Annotated in this window: 18 protein-coding genes and 2 pseudogenes; 6 read left to right on the forward strand and 14 right to left on the reverse strand. The window is 59.9% G+C overall.

Going from position 1 to position 22,491, the window contains the following annotated elements; all coding sequences use genetic code 11:
* Nucleotides 1-298 precede the first annotated feature (298 nt).
* Both ACRX4W_RS08580 and ACRX4W_RS08585 read right to left on the reverse strand, forming a co-directional pair.
* The gene (locus ACRX4W_RS08580; protein WP_432300063.1) at nt 299-1,351 is read right to left on the reverse strand and encodes a branched-chain amino acid aminotransferase; all 1,053 of its coding nucleotides are present in this window, start codon (nt 1,349-1,351) and stop codon (nt 299-301) included.
* Between the two features lie 288 nt (nt 1,352-1,639).
* Nucleotides 1,640-2,287, reverse strand: a complete 648-nt coding sequence (locus ACRX4W_RS08585) for a DedA family protein (protein ID WP_117582947.1) — start codon at nt 2,285-2,287, stop codon at nt 1,640-1,642.
* 224 nt (nt 2,288-2,511) lie between these two features.
* Here ACRX4W_RS08585 and cysE point away from each other — a divergent pair, with 224 nt between their 5' ends.
* Complete coding sequence (gene cysE / locus ACRX4W_RS08590) at nt 2,512-3,216, forward strand: serine O-acetyltransferase (protein WP_432300064.1); 705 nt, start codon at nt 2,512-2,514, stop codon at nt 3,214-3,216.
* Nucleotides 3,217-3,323: 107 nt separating this feature from the next.
* On the opposite strand, the gene ACRX4W_RS08595 is transcribed toward cysE, so the two are convergent.
* From ACRX4W_RS08595 to ACRX4W_RS08610, 4 genes are all read right to left on the reverse strand, one after another.
* The gene (locus ACRX4W_RS08595) at nt 3,324-5,336 is read right to left on the reverse strand and encodes an ABC transporter ATP-binding protein (RefSeq protein ID WP_432300066.1); all 2,013 of its coding nucleotides are present in this window, start codon (nt 5,334-5,336) and stop codon (nt 3,324-3,326) included.
* A gap of 1 nt (nt 5,337) precedes the next feature.
* Nucleotides 5,338-7,062, reverse strand: coding sequence for an ABC transporter ATP-binding protein (locus tag ACRX4W_RS08600; RefSeq protein ID WP_432300068.1), 1,725 nt, complete (start codon nt 7,060-7,062; stop codon nt 5,338-5,340).
* The gene (locus ACRX4W_RS08605; RefSeq protein ID WP_117582944.1) at nt 7,062-7,562 is read right to left on the reverse strand and encodes a MarR family winged helix-turn-helix transcriptional regulator; all 501 of its coding nucleotides are present in this window, start codon (nt 7,560-7,562) and stop codon (nt 7,062-7,064) included. The genes ACRX4W_RS08600 and ACRX4W_RS08605 overlap by 1 nt, the downstream gene beginning before the upstream one ends.
* Nucleotides 7,563-7,743: 181 nt before the next feature.
* Complete coding sequence (locus ACRX4W_RS08610; RefSeq protein ID WP_199409023.1) at nt 7,744-8,034, reverse strand: CDP-alcohol phosphatidyltransferase; 291 nt, start codon at nt 8,032-8,034, stop codon at nt 7,744-7,746.
* Nucleotides 8,035-8,329: 295 nt separating this feature from the next.
* Between ACRX4W_RS08610 and ACRX4W_RS08615 the strand changes: the two genes are divergently transcribed.
* Complete coding sequence (locus ACRX4W_RS08615) at nt 8,330-8,851, forward strand: nitroreductase family protein (protein ID WP_432300070.1); 522 nt, start codon at nt 8,330-8,332, stop codon at nt 8,849-8,851.
* Between the two features lie 64 nt (nt 8,852-8,915).
* On the opposite strand, the gene ACRX4W_RS08620 is transcribed toward ACRX4W_RS08615, so the two are convergent.
* The 3 genes and pseudogenes from ACRX4W_RS08620 to ACRX4W_RS08630 form a co-directional block, all read right to left on the reverse strand.
* A complete protein-coding gene (locus ACRX4W_RS08620; protein WP_432300071.1) occupies nt 8,916-9,491 on the reverse strand; it encodes a hypothetical protein in 576 nt (191 codons plus the stop codon).
* An 84-nt stretch (nt 9,492-9,575) separates the two neighbouring features.
* Entirely contained in the window at nt 9,576-10,793 is a 1,218-nt protein-coding gene (locus ACRX4W_RS08625; RefSeq protein WP_432300073.1) for a helix-turn-helix domain-containing protein, read from the reverse strand.
* A 266-nt stretch (nt 10,794-11,059) separates the two neighbouring features.
* Nucleotides 11,060-12,094 (reverse strand): annotated as a pseudogene (locus ACRX4W_RS08630) (YeiH family protein).
* Between the two features lie 192 nt (nt 12,095-12,286).
* On the opposite strand from ACRX4W_RS08630, the gene ACRX4W_RS08635 reads away from it, so the two are divergent.
* Nucleotides 12,287-12,988, forward strand: coding sequence for a GntR family transcriptional regulator (locus tag ACRX4W_RS08635; protein WP_432300075.1), 702 nt, complete (start codon nt 12,287-12,289; stop codon nt 12,986-12,988).
* Between the two features lie 110 nt (nt 12,989-13,098).
* Here ACRX4W_RS08635 and glmS read toward each other — a convergent pair whose 3' ends face one another.
* The gene (glmS, locus tag ACRX4W_RS08640) at nt 13,099-14,946 is read right to left on the reverse strand and encodes a glutamine--fructose-6-phosphate transaminase (isomerizing) (protein ID WP_432300076.1); all 1,848 of its coding nucleotides are present in this window, start codon (nt 14,944-14,946) and stop codon (nt 13,099-13,101) included.
* 541 nt (nt 14,947-15,487) lie between these two features.
* Here glmS and ACRX4W_RS08645 point away from each other — a divergent pair.
* Nucleotides 15,488-16,621, forward strand: coding sequence for a LacI family DNA-binding transcriptional regulator (locus tag ACRX4W_RS08645; protein ID WP_432300077.1), 1,134 nt, complete (start codon nt 15,488-15,490; stop codon nt 16,619-16,621).
* 215 nt (nt 16,622-16,836) lie between these two features.
* Nucleotides 16,837-18,042: an ATP-binding protein gene (locus ACRX4W_RS08650; RefSeq protein ID WP_117759248.1), complete on the forward strand. Its 1,206-nt coding sequence runs from the start codon at nt 16,837-16,839 to the stop codon at nt 18,040-18,042.
* A gap of 201 nt (nt 18,043-18,243) precedes the next feature.
* Here the strand turns inward: ACRX4W_RS08650 and ACRX4W_RS08655 are convergent, their stop codons facing one another.
* Nucleotides 18,244-18,894 carry an HAD family hydrolase gene (locus tag ACRX4W_RS08655; RefSeq protein WP_432300079.1) on the reverse strand — a complete coding sequence of 217 codons (651 nt, stop codon included), beginning with the start codon at nt 18,892-18,894 and terminating at the stop codon, nt 18,244-18,246.
* A 167-nt stretch (nt 18,895-19,061) separates the two neighbouring features.
* Here ACRX4W_RS08655 and larE point away from each other — a divergent pair, with 167 nt between their 5' ends.
* Complete coding sequence (gene larE / locus ACRX4W_RS08660) at nt 19,062-19,940, forward strand: ATP-dependent sacrificial sulfur transferase LarE (protein WP_432300081.1); 879 nt, start codon at nt 19,062-19,064, stop codon at nt 19,938-19,940.
* 144 nt (nt 19,941-20,084) lie between these two features.
* On the opposite strand, the pseudogene ACRX4W_RS08665 reads toward larE, so the two are convergent.
* The 3 genes and pseudogenes from ACRX4W_RS08665 to ACRX4W_RS08675 all read right to left on the reverse strand — a co-directional run.
* A pseudogene (locus tag ACRX4W_RS08665) lies at nt 20,085-20,519 on the reverse strand (PTS sugar transporter subunit IIA); the annotation flags it as partial.
* A gap of 29 nt (nt 20,520-20,548) precedes the next feature.
* Nucleotides 20,549-21,487 carry a transketolase family protein gene (locus tag ACRX4W_RS08670; protein WP_432300083.1) on the reverse strand — a complete coding sequence of 313 codons (939 nt, stop codon included), beginning with the start codon at nt 21,485-21,487 and terminating at the stop codon, nt 20,549-20,551.
* Nucleotides 21,487-22,317 (reverse strand): transketolase, encoded by an 831-nt coding sequence (locus ACRX4W_RS08675; RefSeq protein ID WP_432300085.1) that lies wholly within the window; start codon nt 22,315-22,317, stop codon nt 21,487-21,489. Before ACRX4W_RS08675 ends, ACRX4W_RS08670 begins: the two co-directional genes overlap by 1 nt.
* Between the last annotated feature and the right edge of the window lie 174 nt (nt 22,318-22,491).

Raw genomic sequence — 22,491 nt, forward strand, 5'->3', positions numbered from 1 at the left:
CCGGTTGTCCCCACCCGCATAGCGGGTGGTTTCTGATGCGGCGCGCTGCGCGCCCCGCACAGGCTAAAGCCTTTAAACAAAAGCGCGGCCTAAAAGGCCGCGCGCCATCTTTCATTCAGATCTATATTGCTCGTAACGGCAGCGCCGAGGTAACGCAGGCCCGAGGGCAACCTTCCTTTCCGGCGCACTCCGCAGGACGAAAGAACCTCCGCCGCACGAAGTGCGCTGCGGAGGTTCTTGCATGTCCGAGGACGCGCCGGAAAGGAAGGTTGCCCTCGGGCCGAACAGCTATGGCAGCTTACGCGACGGTGTAAACCCAGTCGTGCTTATCCTCGACAGCACCAGATTGGATGCCGGTCAGGGTCTCGCGGAGCTTCTTCATCACGGGGCCAATCTCGGTGTAGCCAGCCGGGAAGGTCACGGTCTCATCGGCACCATAGACCTTGTTGTCGATCTCGCCCACCGGGGAAATGACGGCAGCGGTGCCGCACAGGCCGCACTCAACAAAGGTGCCGGACTTGACCTCAGCCCACTCGACGGGACGCTGGTCAACGGTCATGCCCAGGTCCTCGGCAACCTGAACAAGCGAACGACGGGTGATGGAGGGCAAGATGGAGTCGGTGTGCGACTGCGGAACGACGAGCGTGCCGTCCTCCTTCACGAACAGAACGTTCGCGCCGCCGGTCTCCTCGACATAGGTGCGGGACTCAGAGTCGAGATACAGGTTCTCGGCATAGCCCTCGCGATGGGCCTCCATCGTGGGCTTGAGGGACATGGCGTAGTTCAGGCCAGCCTTGATGTTGCCGGTGCCGTGCGGTGCGGCGCGGTCGTACTCGGAAACGCGCAGCTTGACGGGCTTGAGGCCACCCTTAAAGTACGGACCGACCGGGGTCACGAGAATGCGGAACGTGTACTCAGGAGCGGGAGCCACGCCGATCACGTCACCAGAGCCGATCATAAACGGACGCACGTACAGGGTTGCACCGGAGCCGAAGGGCGGAACCCAGGCGGCGTTGGCAGAAACGACCTGCTTGACGGCCTCGACAAACTTGTCCTTGGGGAACGGGGGCATCTCGAGGCGCTGGGCAGAGTTATACATACGCTCAGCGTTCATGTCGGGACGGAAGCAGACGATGCTGCCGTCCTCGGCGGTGTAGGCCTTCAGGCCCTCAAAGACCTCCTGGCAGTAATGGAAGATGCCGCCGCACTCGGAAACATGCAGGGTGTGGTCGGTGGTCAGGCCGCCCTCGTCCCACTTGCCATCCTTCCAATGAGCCTCGTAGCTGTAATCGGTTTTCATGTAGCCAAAGCCGAGGCTACCCCAATCGATATCCTTCTTCTCGACAGTCATATGTCGCTCCTTACATACACAGTTGCATACTCGCGAACCCGCACGCAAAGACCGAAGCCGACCGCGTCGCAACGTCGCACGCCCGGAGCGTAGAGCCGGACGGGACACGCGAACGGCATCAAAGCCGATGGCACGTCGATTCGCATGCACGAGATTGTACTCCCCGTACGCGTCTGATAAAACGCTTTTCTTTAACTAAGTAAAGTATTTTCATTTGACCGAAGCAGAAAGGCCCGCCACCGTAAAGGGTGACGGGCCTCAACGGCACGGTTTGCGCGCTGGCTCGAGCTACGCGTTCTTTTTGCCCAGCTTAGCCTTAACCAGACCGACCACGGTCGGGATGATCGACACGGCGACGATGCCGATAATCAGCAGCTCAAAGTGCTCCTGCACAAAGGGGATGCCGCCAAAGAAGTAGCCCAACAGCGTAAAGACCGTCGACCAGGTAATGCCGCCCAGCACGTTAAAGATGACAAAGTTGCGCCAGTGCATGCCGCCCATGCCGGCGATGAAAGGCACAAAGGTGCGGATAAACGGGAAGAAGCGACCCAGGAAGATGGCCAGGTGGCCCCACTTGTCCAGGAAGTCCTCGGACTTTTTGATTCGCTCGGGCGTCATGGCCTTCACCTTGCCCGAGGCGATGATCTTTTGGCCAAAGAAATGACCGATCATAAAGTTGCACTGATCGCCCAAGATGGCAGCCGTCCATGCGACGGCCAGCAGAGCCACGATGTTAAAGCCGCCGTTGTGGGCAAAGAAACCCGAGGCAAACAGCAGCGAGTCGCCGGGAAGGAACGGGAAGAACACCACGCCCGTCTCGATAAAGATGATCAGGAACACGCAGCCGTAGGCCATAAGCGGGCCGGCGGCGATCCAGCTGGCGATCGCAGTGCGCGGATCCTTAAGCAGCTCGGCGATAAAATTGATGAAACCCATGAAGTAAAACCTCTCAGTTGTGGGCGCGGACACGTCCAAGTTGACCAGTATACGGTTGTGACGCGGCAACGCACACGACCTTACAAAAGCGTGACTTCATTACCAGCAAGTTTGCATAATTGACACCTGTCGCGCAAAGCCGAGCAAGATTGCTCTTCCTAATCCCTAGCGAATCGCTATACTTTATTGAATTGCATTGTCGCGGCGCTAAGGGAGGGCGGCCGGTGAGCTTTATCAGTACCATTCGCGAGGACATCAAGACCGTCCAGGCGCAGGACCCCGCTGCGCAAAACGGCCTGGTCATTTTCCTTTCGTACCCCGGTCTGCATGCCAAGTGGAACCACGTGCCCGAGCACTGGCTCTGGGAGCACGGCCATCGCTCGCTCGCCCGCGTGCTCTCGCAGCTCACCCGTCATATCACCGGCGTCGAGATTCATCCCGCCGCGCAGATCGGCAAGCACTTCTTTATCGACCATGCCATGGGCGTCGTCATCGGCGAGACCACCATTGTGGGCGACAACTGCGTGCTCTACCAGGGCGTCACGCTCGGCGGTACCGGCAACGAGACCGGTAAGCGCCACCCAACGCTCGGCAATAACGTCACTGTGGGCACAGGCGCCAAGGTGCTCGGCAACATTCGCATCGGCAACAACGTCAAGATCGGCGGCAACTCGGTCGTCGTCAAAGACGTGCCCGATAACTGCACCGTCGTGGGCGTGCCAGGCCGCATCATCAAGCGCAACGGCTGCCGCGTGTTCGAAGAAAGCTTCGATGCCAAGCAGCATCGCGAGTACATGCCCGATGACGCCGCCGAGCAGAGCGCCCTCAACCGCCAGGGCATCACCGAGAATGCCCGCCGCGTCAAGGAACTCGAGCGAGAGGTGGCCGAGCTCAAGGCCCTCGTCGCCAAGCTCGTGGACGAGCACTAGGGCTGCGAACGGTACAGACCCGCATCAACGCAAGAAGGCGCGCCAGGGAATTCATCCCCGGCGCGCCTTGTTTCCAATGTGACATGCGGGACTGTCCCTTTGCCACATTAAGCAAACTGGCTCAGATAGAGGTCGGCATAAGCGCCCTCGGCAGCCAGCAGCTCCTTATGCGTGCCCTGCTCGATGATATTGCCGTGATCCATGACCAGGATGAGGTCGGCATCGACGATCGTCGACAGACGATGCGCGATCACAAAGCTCGTGCGCCCGCGCATGAGCGCATCCATGGCACGGCCGATGGCGAGCTCGGTGCGCGTGTCCACGCTCGACGTCGCCTCGTCCAGAATGAGAATCGCCGGGTTGTTGAGCAGCACGCGCGCGATGGTCAGCAGCTGACGCTGGCCCTGGCTGATGCTTTCGGCATCGTTGGCCACCCGCGTGTCGTAGCCCTGCGGCATGGTGCGCACAAAGAAGTCGACCTGCGCGGCGCGTGCGGCCGCCACGATCTCATCGTGCGTCGCTTCGGGGTAGCCATAGGCAATATTCTCGGCAATCGTTCCGTCGAACAGCCAGGCGTCCTGCAACACCATGCCAAACTGCCGCCGCAGCTCGCCACGATCCATACGACTCGTATCCACGCCATCGAGCGTAATGCGCCCGCCGTCAATCTCATAGAAGCGCATGAGCAGGTTGATGAGCGTGGTCTTACCCGCGCCCGTGGTTCCCACCACGGCGATCTTCTGGCCCGGCTCGGCGGTAAACGACACGTCGCGCATAAGCGGCTTGTCGGGCGAATAGCCAAAGCGCACATGCTCAAAAGCGACGCGGCCTTCAACGCGACCCGGCAGCTTGGCGGCCTCGTCCGGCAGCGGATCGGCCTCCATCTCGGGCTCATCGAGCAGGTCGAACACGCGCTCCGCGCTCGCCAGCGCGCTCTGCAGCGAGTTGAAGGTAAACGAGAGTTGCGTCATGGGCTCGGACGCCTCGTAGATAAACTGGAAGAACGCCTGGAACACGCCGACAGTCATATGACCGGCAACCAGCATGCTGCAACCCACGAGCGCGATCACGATCTGCGCCAAACGGCCGATAAAGCGAACCGCGGGACCGACGGCGTTAATCATAAAGTCGGCCTTGGCGCTCACGCGCGCCAACTCGTTCGAAGCCTCATGCACCTCGGCAGAGCTCTGGCGCTCGCGGTTGAACGCGCGAATCACCAGGCGGCCCGAATAGCCCTCCTCGACCGCACTCGTAATCTTGGACACCCACTCCTGGCGCTCGCCCGTCACGTCATGCGTGCGGCGCGAAACTACCTTGGTCACCAGCAGCGACACCGCCGTAAAGCCCAAAAAGACGAGCGTGAGCTCGACGCTGAACACAAACATCATGCTCACAGCGCCCACCACGGTACCGATCGACACCAGCAACTGCAACAAGCCGCGCTGCATGCTTTCGGACATCTTGTCCAGGTCGTTGGTCGCGCGGCTGACCACCTCACCGGGACGATGCGCGTCAAAGTAGGCGAGCGGCAGACGGCTGAGCTTTTGCGCGATGCGGTTGCGCAGACGCAGGTTGAGTCGCTCGGCCACACTCGACATCAAAAAGCTCTGCAGCGCATAGAAGGAGGCGGCTGCCGTCCAGATCATAAAGTAGACGAAAATGGTCTTGCCGCAATGTTCCCAGGTAATGCTGAAAGTGGTGTCGTTGGCAAACGCCACCTGCATGTGACCCCACAGCTCATCGATCACGCGAGCGCTGTACGCTGGCGCGGCGGTGTTGAAGATGGCGTAGAACACGATGCTCGCGAACACAATATAGAAGCGCCAATGGTCGCCGGCGGCCTCGCTCCACAAGCGGCGCACCGTCGCCCAGGTATCCCGGGGCGTCTCGTCCTCGTCTTCGTCGTCTACGTCGCGCATGCGTTCTGCCTCGGCGCGGGCGCGCTCGTCCTCGGCGCGCTCGTTTTCCTCGTAGAGCGCCTGGCGGCGGGCCTCGCGCTCGGCCGCCTTGATGGCGTCATCCAGCTCGAGCACCGCGGCAGCCTGGTCGACCGTTTTCTCAGCGGCGTCCGAATCGTTCGAATCGATAGCATCGCTGCACTTCTTGAGCTCCTCGGTCATGCTACTCACCTCCCTTCATCTGCGACTCCGCGATGGCGCGGTATACCTCACAGGTTTCCATAAGCTCGCCATGCGTGCCCAAGCCCACGACCTCGCCATCCTTGAGCACGACAATCTGGTCGGCGTGCAGAATCGTCGAGATGCGCTGCGCGATGATAAGCACCGCGGCGTCGCGCGTCTCGTCCTGCAGCGCATGGCGCAGGGCCGCATCGGTCTTAAAGTCCAGGGCCGAAAAACTGTCGTCGAAGATATACAGGTCGGCGCGCTTCATGAGCGCGCGAGCAATGGCCAGGCGCTGGCGCTGACCACCCGAGAAGTTCGTACCGCCCTGGGCCACCGGGGTATCGAGTCCCTGCGGCTGATCGAGCACAAAGGTGCTCTGGGCAACCTCAAGCGCATGAAGCATGTCGGCCTCGGTCGCGTCTTCGTTGCCAAAGCGCAGATTACTTGCCACCGTGCCCGAGAACAGCCATGCCTTCTGCGGCACATAGGCGATGCGCCCGCGAATCTCGTCTTGCGAAAGCTCGCGCAGATCGACGCCGCCCAGGCGAATGGCGCCCTTGGTGGCATCGTGGAAGCGCAGCAGAAGCTTTGCCACCGTCGACTTGCCCGATCCCGTCGAGCCCACGATCGCGGTCGTCTGGCCGCGGCGACAGGTAAAGTTCAGATCGCACAGCGTGTCCTCGTCGGCATCGTCAAAACGAAACGACATGTGATCGAACACGGCGACCGCATCCGATTCGTCCTTTGAGTCGGACGTGCTCGCGTCGAGCGTGCGTTCGCCATCCACGATACTCGGCTCAATCTCCAACACCTGCTGCGCGCGGTTCAGACATGCGGCGGCGCGCGGGAGTGTCAGCACCACCATCTGCGCCATCATCACAAAGAACAGGATCAGGAGCGCATATTCCAGCACCGCCGAGATGCTCGCGATCTGCATGGCGTGGGCGCCCACGCGGTTGCCGCCAACCCACAGCACCGCTACCTCGGCGATGTTCATCAAAAAGAAGCTTGAGCTGTCGAGGCCCACAAACAGGTGGTTGACTTTGATGGCGTTGGCGGCGTAGTCGCTGAACACCTCGTCCAGGCGCCGCTCCTCGTGACGCTCCTTGTTAAACGCACGGATGACGCGCACGCCCACGATGTTTTCGCGCAGCACCACGTTCATGCGGTCGATAAAGCTCTGCAAGCGCATAAAGATCGGAGCCGCGTTGGCAACCGTAAAGACCGCCGCCACCAGCACAATCGCAACCACGACGCCCAGAAGCGTGCCCATGGCAGGATCGATAAACCAGGCGAAGATGATGCCCGCCACGGCCAAAAACGGCACGGGCAGCACCAGCTGAATGGTCTGCAGAATCGCCTGCTGAATCACGTTGATGTCGTTGAGCGAGCGCGTGATCATCGATCCGGTGCCAAAGCGCTCAAAGTCGCTGGCCGCGAGCTCGAGCGACTTGTCGTACACGGCATTGCGGATATCGCAGGCCACGTTGGCGGCCAAGCGCGCCGAAAGATAGCAGCCCAGCACCGCGCCGCCGCTGGCCATGCCGGTCGCGATAAGCATGTAGAGGCCATTGCGCAAAATGTAGTCGACATCACCCGTGGTGATACCGGTGTTGACCATGTTCGCCAGCATCGTGGGAACCAACAGCGTGCCGACGTTATCAACCAGCAGCACCAGCAGCGTCACTGCGACAAGCCCTCGATAGGGCTTCAGAAACCTCATTAACAGTCGCACGACTCCCCCTCACATTGATCCTGCGTCTGGCTTGCAGCTGCCACCTGCTGCTTAAATGTCTCGCACTCCTCATCGAGCACCTGGGAGAATTTGCCGATCAAGCGCATAATCTCGCGTTGCTCACACGGCTCAAGCGCGCAAAATGCTCGCTGTTCGGCCTTAAGTGCCGGCAACGCATAGCGCTCAGCAAATTGCCTACCCTCTTTGGTCAGGCACACAACCTTGTTCTTGCGACTGCCTTCGGCAAACTCCAGCGTGGCGAAACCCCGCGCCTTCAAGGTTTTAATTGCCGAGTTGATGGTCTGTTTGCTGTAGAACCATTCGCTTGTCAGACGGCTCACGGCGACGCTGCCGCCCGCCGTGCTGGTATCGACGAGCATCCAGTAAGCACAATCCGAAAGACCGCAGGCGCGCGAGAACTCCGAATAGATATGGTCGAGTCCATTGAGCAACCGGTCGAAGTCGACCAGCGTAACCGCACTATTCATCTATCCCACCATTCGATTGTCCGATTTTTGACCAATTTTGTATCTCTAGATTAGTCCGAGTTTTGACTATCGTCAACAGGCGCTCCGCAAATGTTTGCACTTTTATGGCCTATCGGCAGAAAAAGACCGCCGGCGCGGGGGCAGCGCCGGCGGTCACGTGAAAATCGGGTTTTATTGCCTGTTAAGCGGCGACGGCCTCATAGACCGTAGCGCCCGAGAAGCTATCATGCAGGCTCTTGCCGGCAATCCACGGCAGCTCGACGACCTCGCAGACCGTGTTGACCAGCTCGGAGCAGTCAGTAAAGTGGCCCTTGTCGTTGAGGGCCTCGCAATCCTGAACACGCCAATAGCCATCGGTGTGCGTGATGTAGTACTCGTGATCGTTGATCGACACGAAAGCGCGCGTCTTGGAACGCAGCAGCTTCAGAAATCCTTCGAAATCGGTCTCGATGACATCTCCAGCCTGGAACATGATAGTTACCTCCTGGCCCGGCGCCACCACGGCGCGTTGATAAACGTTGGTACTCCTTTAGTAAAACCTTTATCAGAGGTTATGCGTTCGTCATTTAGGCAAGTGGTAAAAAACCGCAGGGTAGACGGGATAAAACGTTTAACCAACCCATTGGTTTGTCACATTCTGAAGGTACTTTTATGCAAACCTACTTTCCCAATTGGAATCTATCCTTTTGGCCGGGCAATTGACCGTCTATCGTTTGAGCCCGACGGGTATGAACGTGGCATCTGCAACGCCACCACAAGGAGACACCATGGAGACTATCGAAGCGCTCATTCACCGCCGCAGCTGCCGCAAATACAGCGATCGTCCCGTCGAGGCCGAAAAGCTTGCACGTATTATCGAAGCCGGCCAATATGCACCGAGCGGCATGGGCCGCCAGCCGGTGACATTTGTCGCCGTCACCGACCCCGCGACCGTCGAGCGCCTCTCACAGCTCAACGCCCAGGTCATGGGCAGCAACGGCGACCCCTTCTATGGCGCCAAGACCGTTGTGGTGGTACTGGTCGACCGCAGCGTGCCCACACATCTGGAAGACGGCTCGCTTGCCATGGGCAACTTGCTCAACGCCGCCTATGCACTGGGCGTTGATTCGTGCTGGATTCATCGCGCCCACGAGGTTTTCGATTTGCCCGAGGGCTTGGAACTGCTGGCAAGCTGGGGTCTGCCCGCCGACGGTAGCCTACGCGGCGTCGGTCACTGCATTCTGGGCTATGCCGAGGATACGCTACCCGAGGCAAAGCCGCGCCGCGACAACGTGGTCTACGTAAGGTAACCCAGGAGCGTCAGCGGGGGTAGCTAATTTTGGACGGGGCTATTTTAGCTACCCCACTCGCAACTTATATTGACGTCGCCGTTGTCGTCGTTTCGTTCGTGTGAGTCGTTTCGGCTTCGCTGCTTTGTTCGTCCTCGTCCTTTTGCGCATCGGCGATGGTGGAGGCCGCCGCGACGATACCGCGCTGGGGCACGACGCCCGTTTGGACCTGAGCGCCCTCGACAACTTCTGTGCCTGCATGCGCGAGCTCGGGCGATTTAAACACTGCGTCCAAGTTTGCGCCACCGCCGGCATATCCGAGCGCCGCGAGCGCGATGACGATCACTGCAACGACGACCGCGATCGGAACGTAGCGATGCCAGCCGGCGGGATTGAGCCCGCTGCGGCGAGCCGCCCCGCGGCTGATGTAGCCGAGCGTTCCGTCGTGCTTGAGCTTTGAGCCCACCACGCGCTTGCGGCCCCACAGCGACGACTCGGCCTGCATGGCCAAGCGAGCGCTTGCCGAAGGATAGCCATATTTAGTGCGCTTGAACGAGCCATCAAACCCCGAGGCGTGTTTGCCCCATGTCACCGATGTCGTGCGTCGGTTAACCGGCGCGGCGCTCCGTCTTCTGCGGCTCGGTTTTGAAGTCTCAGCCATATGCCCTCGCACGCCGTAACCAAATCGAAACAATAACGCTTTGGACTGTAGCACACGCGTCGCGCGCGGTCACGGGCGCCTCGCTCAACGGTCATCGTCCTTCAGCAAGCGCCACAGCGTTGTACGGCTTATGCCCAGCACCTCCGCCGCACGGGTTCGGTTGCCGTGTAGATGATCTACAACCAGATGCGCGATATCTCGCTCGGTATCGGCCAGCGGTCGCAGGATATACAGGTCACTTTCGAGTGTCGGGGCGCCAAAGGTTGCGGTCTTAATCACGTCCTCTTGGGCGAGCACTTCCTCCACCACAGCGCGGTCCACCGTGCCCGCCCCCACCAATATATACAGTCGTTCCGAGACCTCGCGGAGCTGCAGATAATTGCGCGGCCAGCGGTAAGCATCGAGCGTCTTCGTCGCCGCGGCAGACAGCGTGGGCGCTGCCGTCCCAAATGCATCGGCGAGATATTCCAAATAGCGCGCAACCTTCGTCGACGCGGCTCCCTGCTCGGCGATTGCCGGCGCCACGCTCACCGCACAGGCGAAACGCTCGGTCACAAAGGCGGCTTGATCACTTTCGCCGCCGCCCGGCATGTCATTCGCCGTCAGCACCACATGGCAGCGCGTCGCCAACGCGGTGTCGGTCATCGTGGAAACGAGCTCGCGGAGGCGCTGGGGGCCAACCGCGTTCCAGCCCTCAATGCAAAGGGTCAGCCCCGTTTGGAACAACGGCGATTCGGCGCTTTTGAGCACGTGGCGCCAACCGCGCTCGGTGAGCTCATCGAGCGCGACGGAAACAAAGGGTTGATCGGCAAAAGGGCCATCCAGATAGAGGCGCATGGCAATCTCGACCTGACCCGCGCCCAACTCGCCCTCGAGCATAAGGGGCACCCCGCGCGCATAGCTCTCGGCAACCGGTGCGGCTACCGCAGCGGCGCCTTCAACGATGCCGTACGCGCTCGATTCGTAGCGGGCCTCAACTTCGTCGGCGTTGAGCCACTCGATGCCCGCATGCGCCGCGGCGCCGCGCACCTCGCGGACCACGACGACCCAAAGGCCCCCGCCCTCTTTGTCGGTGGGGCGAACGGTCAGGCTCAGGCGCGTACCCGCATGCCCCATAACCAGACGCGCGCCGTCTCCTAAACGGTCGAGGCGCTCAGCGACAAAAGTCGCCACACCCCGCTCAAGCGCCGCGTCATTCATGGTCGAGATCGCGACGTCCCCACGCGCATCGATTGCCAATGCCGAGGCCCCAGCAGCAGCCAGGGCCTCGGTCAAGATGTTCAGCTTGGCATCGCTATCCATGATTTGCCCCTGTCCGCGGCGACATGCAACCGCCGACGGTCGCACGACCGAGTGTTTCAGAATTGAACGATATTGCTCACCAAACACTATAGGGCAGAAAGCGCCGTCCTGCGAGTATAGGTGTTGCCCCGCATCGCCATCCTGGCGGGGCGATAAGAGCTCTTCGGGACTTATAAACCTGCGGACAAGCCATACCCGCAAGAGCTCCTATCGCTCCACCGTGAGAATGCGCTCACCAGCAGCCAACACGCAAACTGGCTACTTCTCTACCAGATTCCCAGCACGTGCTGCATTCCCAAGCTCATGCACGCAATGCCAATCCAACAGCAAAAGCCCAGCGCGATGGGCTTGCCGCCCTTTTTGACCAGCTCAACGATATCGGTATTAAAGCCAATAGCCGCCATGGCCATCACGATAAAGAACTTCGAAAGCTCCTTGATGGGCGTCGTAATGGACGCGGGAAGCTGAAGCACCGTGGTGATTACGCTCGCCAGCACAAAGAACAGCACGAACATGGGAAACGCGCGTTTAAGCGAGAACGTGCTTTTGGCGTCGCCGCCGGCCTTGCGCGCCAGATGCATCTGCCAGCATGCGAGAACCAACGTGATGGGAATAATGGCCAGCGTCCTGGTGAGCTTGACCACCGTGGCGCTCTCGAGCACATTGGCGCCGGGATGCATGCTGTCCCAAGCGCTCGCCGCAGCCGTTACGGACGAGGTGTCGTTGATGGCGGTGCCGGCAAACAGGCCAAAGCCCTCGTTGGTCAGCCCGAGCATACCGCCGAGCGTTGGAAACACGAGCGCCGCGATAACGTTAAACAGGAAGATGACCGAAATAGCCTGGGCAATCTCGCGATCGTCGGCATCGATGACGGGCGCGGTCGCAGCGATGGCAGAACCGCCGCAAATCGACGAGCCCACGCCCACAAGCGTCGCGATCTTGCTCGGCACGTTCATAACGCGGCAGAGCACGAAGGCGATGACAAGCGAGGTCGAGATCGTCGCCACGATAATCGGCAGCGACTAGGCGCCCTTGGACAGGATCTGGGACAGGTTCATGCCAAAGCCAAGCAGGATAACCGCGTACTGCAAGACTTTTTTAGACGTATAGGTGACACCGGCGGCGAGCTGTTCGCGGCGATTCTTGGGAAAGACGAGCGCCAGGACCATGCCAAAGAGGATGGCAAATACCGGCCCGCCGACCACCTCAATTTGTTTGCCGAGCAACGTCGCGGGGATAGCGATGATCAGGCAGAACAAGACACCCTTCCAGCGCTCGCGTACGATATTCGCCAGTTGCATATGGGATTCCTTCTTTCTCTTTCACGTTTGCGACCGCTTATGATACGGCAACGCTAGGCGCAATCCCGTACAAACGCAGGCAAAGATATCGCAAAAGTTATCGGACGACGATTGAATTTCCACCGCAGTGAACTGATTCGCGGCATAATAAACAACTGACATATGAGTGTGGAAGAACGTTTGCGAGGCGCTATGGAAGAATCGATGCACATCGGCGAGCAAGAAACGAGCCTACAGGACCAGTCCTACCACACCATTCGACGCAAGATCGTCTATCTGGACTACAAACCGGGCGAAAAGCTGGGCGTTAAACAGCTTTGCGACGACCTGGATATGGGGCGCACTCCTGTGCGCGAAGCGTTGGTGCGTCTGGCGCAAGAGGGCTTGGTGCGCACCGTACCCCAGAGCGGCACCTATGTCTCGCCCATCAACCTTACCCTTGCCGAGAGTGCCTGCTACATTCGCGAGCACTTGGAAAAGCAGGTGATCGTAGAGTGCTGCGCGCGTGCCACCTCGGCAGGCATCGAGCAGCTCGACCGATCCATCGCGCTGCAGGAAAAGGCAATGGCCGAAGAGGATCGCATCGGCTTCTTTTTGAGCGACAACCTCATGCATCGCTTGATCTTTAGCATCGCATGCCGCAGCACCGTATGGTCGTGGCTCGAGGAGACCAATGCCGACCTGGAGCGCTTCCGCTGGCTGCGCGCCGCCACGCAGACGCTCGACAAGCAGGAGATTGTTAACGAGCACAAGCAGATCCGCCGCGCCATTGCCGGACGCGACCCCATCGAGGCACGCTTTTTGGTGAGCAAGCACCTGCACATGATGTTCCGCAACCAGACCGAGATCCTGGACCAGTATCCCGAGTACTTCGAAACCAGCAAGCTCCGCTAACCTGCCAAAAAGGGACAGGTTTATTTTGGCAGGTTTTATCTGGCCAAACGCAAAAGGCCCGACTCCGCCACAACGGAACCGGGCCTTGGTCGCTAGAACGGCGGAACCAACTACTCCACGGTCACGCTTTTCGCCAGGTTACGAGGCTGGTCAACGTCACAGCCGCGCAGGATGGCCACCTCGCGGGCGAGCAGCTGCAGCGGAACGCTCGCCGTGATGGGGCTGAACACGTCGCGAACGGCCGGCACGCGAATGATGCAGTCGGCGATCTTGTTAATTTCCTCGTCGCCCTCGGTGGCAACGACGATGACCTTGGCGCCGCGTGCCTTGCACTCCATGAGGTTCGACACGGTCTTGTCGTAGGTGGCGCTCTTGGTTGCCACGGCGATGACGGGGAAGCCCGGATCGATCAGCGCGATGGGACCATGCTTCATCTCGCCGGCGGCATATGCCTCGGCGTGCAGGTAGCTGACCTCCTTGAGCTTGAGCGCGCCCTCGTAGGAAATGGCGGCGCCCATGCCGCGACCCACGAACAGTGCGGACTGAGCGTCCTTGCAGACAAGCGCAGCCTCGTGCACGGCCTCAGTCTGCGTATCCAAAATCCACTGGATCTGCTCGGCCGTATCGGATAGCTCGCGGAACAGCAAGCGCGTCTGTTTGGTGGTCAGGCGGTATTTGACCTGCGCCAGCAGCAGGGCCAAAAGCGTGAGGCTCACGACCTGACCGATGAAGCTCTTGGTCGAGGCGACTGCGATCTCCTTGTTGGCCTTGGTGTAGATAACGCCGTCGCTCTCGCGCGCCACCGGGCTGCCCACCACGTTGGTGATGCCAAAGACCTTGGCGCCCTTGATGCGCGCATCGCGAATGGCGGCAAGGGTGTCGGCCGTCTCACCCGACTGGGACACGGCCACGACAAGCGTCGTCGGCGTGATGATGGGGTTGCGGTAGCGAAACTCGCTGGCCGCCTCAACCTCGGTGGGGATGCGAGCCCAGCCCTCAATAAGGTTCTTGGCGATGAGTCCGGCATGGTAGCTGGTGCCGCAGGCAATCACATACACGCGATCGATATCGTTGAGCTCCTCGAGCGAAAGGCCCAGCTCGTCGATATCGAGCTCACCGGCAGGAGTCATGCGGCCCACCAGGGTATCGCGCACGACGCGCGGCTGCTCGTGGATCTCCTTGAGCATAAAGTCGGGATAACCGCCCTTTTCGGCCATGTCCAAGTCCCAGTCGATATGGGTGACCTTGGGCTCGCTGACATTGCCGGCCTCGTCGGTGTACTCAACGCCCGCAGGCGTAAGCTTGGCAAACTGACCGTCCTCGAGTACCACGACATCGCGGGTGGCGTCGATGAGCGCGATGACGTCGGAGGCAACGTAGGAACCGGTCTCGCCCACGCCGACCACGATCGGGGAGTCCTTGCGGGCAACGGCAATCACGCCAGGCTCGTCGGCGCACACGGCGGCCAAGCCATAGGCGCCTACCACGTGGGTGCAAGCCTCGCGCACGGAGGCCATCAGGTCGTGCGTCTCGGCATAGGCCTCTTCGATCAGATGCGCGAAGACCTCCGTATCGGTCTCGCTCTTAAAGTGATGGCCGCGGCCCTCCAGCTCCTCGCGCAGCTCGGCGAAGTTCTCGATAATGCCGTTGTGGACGATGGCGATACGACAGTCGCAGCTGGTGTGGGGATGAGCGTTAACGACAGAAGGCTTGCCGTGGGTGGCCCAGCGGGTGTGACCGATACCGCAGGTTGCGTCGCTATCGATATTGGAAAGCTCGCTCTCCAGGCCCGCAACCTTACCCACGCGGCGGATAACGTCGAGGTGCGCCGCGGCGCCCTCGCCCACCTCGAGCGCGACACCCGAGGAGTCATAGCCGCGATACTCCATACGCTTAAGGCCTGTGACCAGGATGTTCTTTGCAATATCAGAGCCGGTATAGCCGACAATTCCGCACATAGGATAAATCCCTTCGTTCGCGTGACTGCAAAACGCCCACGCACGACGGGCGCTGAGACGTATAACGTTCGAGTATTGTACTCACGCAAGCGCAAGCTGATATACCAGAAGTGGTACCTTAACTTAGATACCACCCGATGCACACATGCCCAGCCGGTCCAAACCACCACGAAGGGGACAGGCACCTTTGTGGTGGTTTGGACCGGGGCGGCGGCCTATCCCGGCGAAAGATCTCGATCTGTAACATCTGGGCCGCAATAAGCCGGCTTAGTGTTACAGATCGAGACATTACGGTTCGGCCCTCGCACTATGTCTCGATCTGTAACAGGTAGAGCCGGTTTTGCCGTCCAGATGTTACAGATCGAGACAATTGAAGGCCCGGGCAGCTCAAGCCACCACAAAGGTGCCTGCCCCCTTCGCGGTGGTCGCGCCGGCAACGGCGTTTGCCCAGATAAAACCTGCCAAAATAAACCTGTCCCTTTTTGGCAGGTTTGGGATGCTACAATCTGCCTTGTACTTGAAACGCATCAAAGGGGCCGGTATGGCAAAGGTAAAAATCAGCGACGTCGCGCGCGAGGCGGGGGTCTCGCTGGGCACGGTATCCAACGCGCTCAACCACCCCGACAAGCTGCGCCCCGAGACCCTCAAGCTCATCAACGAGACCATCAATCGCCTTGGCTACCTGCCCAATCAAAGCGCCCGTCAGCTTGCAGGCGGCACCACCAAGTCCTTTGGCTTGGTCCTCCCCCGCCTTGACCACGGCTTCTCGCTCCAAATTGCCAGCGGTGCCCATAACGAGGCCCGCAAGCACGGTTACGACCTGCTCATCGCCAACGCCGATAACGACAACATTCTCGAGGACCATTACCTGCGCTATTTTATGGGCACGCAGATGTCCGGCGTCATGGTGCAGCCCATGGCATCTCCCGATTGGCACCCCGCTATGACCAAGATGCCCGTGCCGATCGTCCATCTGGACATCCATTGCTCCGAGCCCGGTTACTACGTGGCCGCCGACAACGAGGCACAGGGGCGTATTATCGCCGAGCTCGCCATCGCCCGCGGCGCACGTCATATCACCGTTGTGGGCAGAGCGGCATTCATGCAGCTCACCCTGCGCGTACTTGGCATTCACAAGGCCCTTGCCCTGTATCCCGATATCAAAATTGAGGTCATCGACGCCGGAGAGTGGAATACCGCAGCCGACGGCTACAGTATCGGTGCCCAGATTGCCGAGCGCCCTGCTGACGAGCGTCCCGATTTTGTCATCGGTCTGACCGACGTATTGGCCTCGGGCGCTATCTCGGCGCTGACCGACAAAGGCATCTCCGTCCCCGAGCAGGTCCGCGTGGCCGGCTGCGACGGCAACCCCCTTGCATGGAGCGGGTCGGTTCCCCTTACCACTGTGGCGCCGCCGGGCTACGAAATTGGCCGCAAGGGTGTGCAGCTCCTCATGGAGCAGATCGGGGACAAGCCCGCCGCCAAGACCAAACGAGTCCGCATCGGCTCCGCCGCGCGTACCGTCACCACGGTCACAGCCACCGAGGACATTAACCGTCAGGAGCTCGTGCGTCCCTTCTTGCTCGAACGCGTAAGCACCCAAAAGGCCGAGCAGCGCCCGACGGGCCCATCCGCGGCCCCAATAACCGACATCAACCTGGGCGCCTACCTGTAACAAAAAAACGCCGCAACGGAAACAGTCCCGCTGCGGCGTTTTTGCTGGCCCCATGTTCCCTCCCCGTTTAGCCGGACCTGCGGCTACGGATATTCATGGAATGTAATCCATTTTTCATTAACTTTTTTGTTAAAATAGACTCAATTCCATATTTTTAGATATTTCCTATAAGTATTGATTTTGCTCCAGTTTTTTCTCGCCAAGAAAGGGGTTTCATGAATCTGATTGATCGCAAACAGTACCTCGACTGGCTCATTTCGTGGAAAGACTCGCACGTCATCAAGGTCGTTTCGGGCGTGCGAAGGTCCGGCAAATCAAAGCTATTCGAAATCTACCGTAGCTACCTGCGCGATCATGGAATCACAGGCGACCAGGTTATATCCCTCAACTTTGAAGACCTGGAGTTCGAGTCGCTTACGTCATATAGAGCACTCTACGACTACATTTCCGCCAGACTCGTCCCCGATAAGATGAACTACGTTTTTCTGGACGAGATACAGCACGTCGAGCATTTCGAAAAAGCCGTCGACAGTCTTTTTATCAAGGACAATGTCGACCTCTACATAACCGGTTCCAACGCTTATCTGCTCTCGAGCGAGCTGGCAACTTTGCTCTCCGGCCGCTACGTAGAGCTCAAGATGCTGCCCCTATCCTTTAAAGAGTTTTGCTCGGCAAAAACCAATGACGGAAAGGCTCCCGCGCAGTTGTTTGACGAGTACATCACCCGGGGCTCTTTTCCCTTTATCGCCGAGACGGGTATTCAGGGACCCCAGGCGCGCGATTATCTTATGAGCCTCTACGATACCATCGTCATACGCGACGTTATCGAACGCCTGAAGGTCTCGGACGTCCCGACCCTGCGCGATATCACCAAGTTCCTACTCCATAGCATTGGAAACCGGATCTCGATTAAAAAAATCTCCGACACGCTCTCGTCCAACGGCAACAAAACCGACCAGAAAACCGTAGCCAAATACCTCAAAGGCTTAACAGACAGCCTTGTGCTGTACTTTGCTCCGCGCTATAACGTGCGCGGTCGGCAGCTTCTTTCAACAAACGGCAAATACTACGCCGTTGACCTTGGACTTAGAGGCGCTCTCGTCAAAACCCAAAGCAGCGATATCGGTCATATCCTCGAAAATGTTGTTTATCTCGAGCTCCTACGCCGTGGATACGACGTCTACGTGGGCGATATCGACGGCGGGGAAATCGATTTTGTTGCCCTAAAGTCAGACGAGACAGCCTATTTTCAGGTTTCAGCCACAACGCTCGACGAAACTACCCTCAATCGAGAGTTGGCCCCCTTTAAGAAAGTCCGAGACAACTACCCCAAGACGCTTCTTACGCTCGACACGCTGTTTGCGGACGCGAACTACGAAGGAGTCCGCAAGCGCAACGTGATCGACTGGCTCCTGGAGTAACTTGTAACGTCATAACCCTCCGCCAGCTCCTTACCAAGGCCGCAGCCCCAGTCGCTTAAAGCACAATGCCCCTCTTATCGGCCAAAACAGCAATCTTGGCTTGATAAGAGGGGCTGACTGCGTCAGCGCCTCCACGCAGGCGCCGTTGCCGCCACCGTCCTGCGAGAACGGGCGCGGGACATGGCGACTCGCGTGCAAACGCTAGCGCACGGCCTTGACTGCCGCCGCCAGGTCGAACAACGTATCGAGCACGGCCTCGCAGCCATCCACCACGTCCTGCGGCAGCGGCACGATATCGGGGACGGCAAAGACATGGCAGCCGGCCGTAATGCCCGAGACGCAGCCGTTGCGAGAATCCTCGACCACGGCGCACTCCTCGGGAGCAAAGCCCGCGCGCTCGCAGGCAAGCAGATACATCTCGGGGTCGGGCTTGCCGTGCACGACGTCCTCGCCGCAGGTCACCGTTTCGAACTTGTCAAAAAGACCGACCATCTTAAGGTTGCGCTCGGCCGTAACGAGGCGCGACGACGTCGCCAGGCCCACGTGATAGCCCGCAGCCAGCAGCTCGTCTATGCACTCGGCGGCGCCGGCCTTAAGCTCCAGTTCGGTCTTGACCATCTCGTCGCGAATCTCCTTGTGACGACGATAGATTGCCTCAGCGGTTTCGCGGCCGCCGTAATGCCCATCAAGGATGTCCATGACATCGGGCAGCGTGCGACCGATAAACTGATGGATCAGCGCATCGTCAATCGCGAATCCCAGCTCGGCCGCGCCCGCCTTCCACGCCTTGATACCCAAACGCTCGGTATCGACCAGCGTTCCGTCCATGTCAAAAATAACAGCCTTGATCATATCGGTCCCCTCACCGGATTGCATTACTGCCACTCTATCGCACTTTACAAACTTGTATATAACGTATATAGCATATTGCACTTTCGTTACATAGATAGAAGTCTTATGACAAGCGGCTCGGTAGGATTATAGTTTTCGACCGAGTACTCAACGGCAAGGATCGATTCATGCTTTCAGACACCACCGCACCTGCAGAGGGGCTTCAGGACAAACTCACAGCGCTCGAGCAGCTGCTTTTGGCATACGGACGCGTCGCCATCGGCTTTTCCGGCGGCGTCGACAGCAGCTTTCTGGCCGCGGTCTGCGCCCGCATCATGCCCGCCAGCACGCTTCTCGTTCACCTCACCACGCCGCTCATCGGCACGCCCGAGCAGGCTTCGTTTGAGCAGGCGGTTGACGGGCAGGCCGATGAGGGGCCGCATTTCAAGCTCCCCGTGCTCAACCTCTCGGTCGATCAGCTGCAGCTCCCCCAGGTAGCCTGCAACGACGCCGACCGCTGCTACCACTGCAAGCGCGCCGGCTTTACCGCCATCGTCAACCACGCCAAGTCGCTCGGCTTTCCCACCGTCATCGACGGCAGCAATGCAAGCGATCGTGGTGACTACCGCCCTGGCATGCGCGCGGCAAAAGAGCTCGGGGTACGCTCCCCCCTCATGGAGGTCGGCTTTACCAAGGACGAAGAGCGCGAACTGCTGCGCGCATGGGGCTATCCCGTTTGGAACCTGCCGGCGGGAGCCTGTCTTGCCACGCGCGTCCCCACGGGCGAGGAGCTTACGCGCGAGAAGGTCGATTTAATCCGTGCCTGCGAGGACTACCTGCACGATCTTGACCTGGCGCAGGTTCGCGCGCGCTTGGTCGACGGCTGCATGCATATCGAGGCCGCCCCCGCAGATGTCACCAAGATTGCCGCCCTCAGCGGCACCGCCGTCGACGCCGAGGGCAAGACCCCGCTGCCCGCCGCCATCGAGTCCGCGCTGCGCGAGCTGGGCTGCAACCACATCTCCCCCGAAGTCACCCCCTATATCCACGGCAACATGAATCTTTAGGTTACGCAGATTTACCCGCCAAAAAGGGACAGGTTTGTTTTGGCAGGTTCTATCTGGGGAAACGCAAACAGGGCCGCGACACCTCTATGGCGTCGTGGCCCTTTTCCTTGGAGAAGGATCGATTGATTGAACGGGATGACCGTTCTAGTCTTCGAGTCCGCTATTGATGAGCTCCGCAATCTCAACGGGATCGGTGCTCGCGCGCACCTTGTCACGGAAGCCGGCGTCCATCAGCATCACGGCAGCCTTAGAGAGCAGACGCAGGTGCGTGGTTCCAGCCTCGCCGGCAGGCACGTACAGCGCGAGCGCAACATCGACGGGCACCCCATCAAAGCTCGGCCATTCAACGGGCTCGGCCAGTTTGAGCACGGCAACGCCCGGCGTGTGGATCGCGTCGCTTTTGGCATGCGGAACGGCAAAACCGGCGACAAGGCCAGTCTCGGCCTCGTTCTCGCGAGCAATGAAGGCAGCCTCTACGGCAGATGCGTCATCGGCAAAGCCGAGCTCGATGGCCTGCTCGGACAAATAATGCAGGGCGTCCTCGCGCGAGGCGGCGGTATGCCCGATCGTCACTTGGTTGGCAGATACAAACCCCGTGGGAACCTTCCTTACAACACGGACCTGACCGCAGCCTCGATACCGTTGGCGTCCAAACCGTACTTGTGCAGCAAATCGACCGCAGGGCCGGACTCGCCGTACACATCGCGCACGCCGACGCGACGCATCGGCACCGGATGCTGCTCCGCGAGCACCGAGGCCACGGCCTCGCCAAGACCACCGATAATCGAATGCTCCTCGGCGGTGACCACGCGACCAGTCTTCTTGGCGCTGGCAACCACCAGGCGCTCATCAAGAGGCTTAATCGTGTGCATGTTGATGACCTCGGCGTCAACACCATCGGCAGCGAGGGCCTCGGCGGCCTCAAGCGCCTCGGCGACCATGAGGCCGCAGGCGACGATAGTCACATCGGACCCCTCGCGCACGACCACGCCGCGGCCAATCTTGAACTCATAGTCCTCGCGGTCGTTGATGACCGGTGTTGCCAGGCGGCCGAAACGCATGTAGACCGGACCCTCAAACTCATAGGCGGCGCGCACGCAAGCACGAGCCTCGATGTCATCGGCGGGAACGATCACCGTCATACCCGGGATCGTGCGCATGAGCGCGATGTCCTCGCAGCACTGATGCGTAGCGCCGTCTTCACCGACCGAGATGCCCGCATGCGTAGCGCCGATTTTGACGTTGAGGTGCGGATAGCCGATGGAATTACGAACTTGCTCGTACGCGCGACCGGCGGCGAACATGGCAAAGGTGCTCGCAAAGGCAACGTGGCCCGTGGTCGCAATGCCGGCGGCAAGTCCCATCAAGTTGCTTTCGGCAATGCCGGCATCGTAGAAGCGCTCAGGGTGCGCAGCCTTAAACTTACCGGTCTGCGTGGCGGCGGCCAGGTCGGCATCGAGAACCACAAAGTCATCGCGCTCATTGCCCAGCTCGACAAGTGCCTCGCCATAGCTAACGCGCGTGGCGACTTTCTTGACGTCTGCCATTAGAGCTCCTCCCCTGCTGCTGCGAGCTCGACCATGGCCTGCTCAAACTGTTCATCGTTGGGTGCCTTGCCGTGCCAGCCCACCTGATTTTCCATAAAGGAAACGCCCTTGCCTTTCACCGTCTCGGCGATAATGGCCACAGGCGAGGCGCTCACTTTGCGGGCCTCGGCAAAGGCGGCGGCAATCTGCGCCATGTCGTTACCGTCGGCGAGCTCGATCACATGCCACTTAAAGGCGCGGAACTTGTCGGCAAGTGGCATAGCCGAGTTAACTTCGTCGATACTGCCGTCAATTTGCAGGCCATTGTGATCGACGATAGCGACGAGGTTATCCAGGTCGTGGTTGCCGGCGAACATAGCCGCCTCCCACACCTGGCCTTCCTCGCACTCGCCGTCGCCCAACAGCGTGTAGACGCGGTAATTGTCACCCCAGTGCTTTGCGGCAAGTGCCATTCCAACCGCGGCGGAGATACCCTGACCGAGCGATCCGGTAGACATGTCGACGCCCGGCGTGTCATTCATATTGGGATGGCCCTGCAGGCGACTGCCGATATGACGGAGCGTCTCGAGCTCCTCCTTAGGAAAGAACCCGCGTTCGGCGAGCACGGCGTAGAGTGCCGGAGCGCAATGTCCCTTGGAGAGCACAAAGCGATCGCGCTCAGCGCGGCTCGGATTCGCCGGGTCAACATCCATTTCCTCAAAGTAGAGGTAGGTCATAATGTCGGCGGCGCCAAGCGATCCGCCCGGATGCCCCGATTTGGCGGCGTGAACCGCAGTCACGACACCCTTCCTGACCTCATTGGCGACCTTCGCCAGCTCCTGGTTGGTCATACGAATTCCTCTCTTGAGAACAACCCCGGCACTGGATAATGCGATGCCGGGGCAATTCACTCGTTTAAGCCCGCGCGACGACCTTTTCCAGCCATCCTCGAAGGAGGCGAGACCTTGATCGGTCAGCGGGTGGTGCAGCCACTTCTTGAGCGCGGCCATAGGCACGGTCGCGAT

The organism is Collinsella aerofaciens (assembly GCF_964283865.1).
Lineage (GTDB): Bacteria > Actinomycetota > Coriobacteriia > Coriobacteriales > Coriobacteriaceae > Collinsella.

Excerpts from the sequence above, each read along its gene's own strand:
- ACRX4W_RS08580 (WP_432300063.1), bottom strand. The coding sequence starts at position 1,351 with ATGACTGTCGAGAAGAAGGATATCGATTGGGGTAGCCTCGGCTTTGGC.
- ACRX4W_RS08585 (WP_117582947.1), bottom strand. The coding sequence starts at position 2,287 with ATGGGTTTCATCAATTTTATCGCCGAGCTGCTTAAGGATCCGCGCACT.
- ACRX4W_RS08595 (WP_432300066.1), bottom strand. The coding sequence starts at position 5,336 with ATGACCGAGGAGCTCAAGAAGTGCAGCGATGCTATCGATTCGAACGAT.
- ACRX4W_RS08600 (WP_432300068.1), bottom strand. The coding sequence starts at position 7,062 with ATGAGGTTTCTGAAGCCCTATCGAGGGCTTGTCGCAGTGACGCTGCTG.
- ACRX4W_RS08605 (WP_117582944.1), bottom strand. The coding sequence starts at position 7,562 with ATGAATAGTGCGGTTACGCTGGTCGACTTCGACCGGTTGCTCAATGGA.
- ACRX4W_RS08610 (WP_199409023.1), bottom strand. The coding sequence starts at position 8,034 with ATGTTCCAGGCTGGAGATGTCATCGAGACCGATTTCGAAGGATTTCTG.
- ACRX4W_RS08615 (WP_432300070.1), top strand. The coding sequence starts at position 8,330 with ATGGAGACTATCGAAGCGCTCATTCACCGCCGCAGCTGCCGCAAATAC.
- ACRX4W_RS08620 (WP_432300071.1), bottom strand. The coding sequence starts at position 9,491 with ATGGCTGAGACTTCAAAACCGAGCCGCAGAAGACGGAGCGCCGCGCCG.
- ACRX4W_RS08625 (WP_432300073.1), bottom strand. The coding sequence starts at position 10,793 with ATGGATAGCGATGCCAAGCTGAACATCTTGACCGAGGCCCTGGCTGCT.
- ACRX4W_RS08635 (WP_432300075.1), top strand. The coding sequence starts at position 12,287 with ATGGAAGAATCGATGCACATCGGCGAGCAAGAAACGAGCCTACAGGAC.
- glmS (WP_432300076.1), bottom strand. The coding sequence starts at position 14,946 with ATGTGCGGAATTGTCGGCTATACCGGCTCTGATATTGCAAAGAACATC.
- ACRX4W_RS08645 (WP_432300077.1), top strand. The coding sequence starts at position 15,488 with ATGGCAAAGGTAAAAATCAGCGACGTCGCGCGCGAGGCGGGGGTCTCG.
- ACRX4W_RS08650 (WP_117759248.1), top strand. The coding sequence starts at position 16,837 with ATGAATCTGATTGATCGCAAACAGTACCTCGACTGGCTCATTTCGTGG.
- ACRX4W_RS08655 (WP_432300079.1), bottom strand. The coding sequence starts at position 18,894 with ATGATCAAGGCTGTTATTTTTGACATGGACGGAACGCTGGTCGATACC.
- larE (WP_432300081.1), top strand. The coding sequence starts at position 19,062 with ATGCTTTCAGACACCACCGCACCTGCAGAGGGGCTTCAGGACAAACTC.
- ACRX4W_RS08670 (WP_432300083.1), bottom strand. The coding sequence starts at position 21,487 with ATGGCAGACGTCAAGAAAGTCGCCACGCGCGTTAGCTATGGCGAGGCA.
- ACRX4W_RS08675 (WP_432300085.1), bottom strand. The coding sequence starts at position 22,317 with ATGACCAACCAGGAGCTGGCGAAGGTCGCCAATGAGGTCAGGAAGGGT.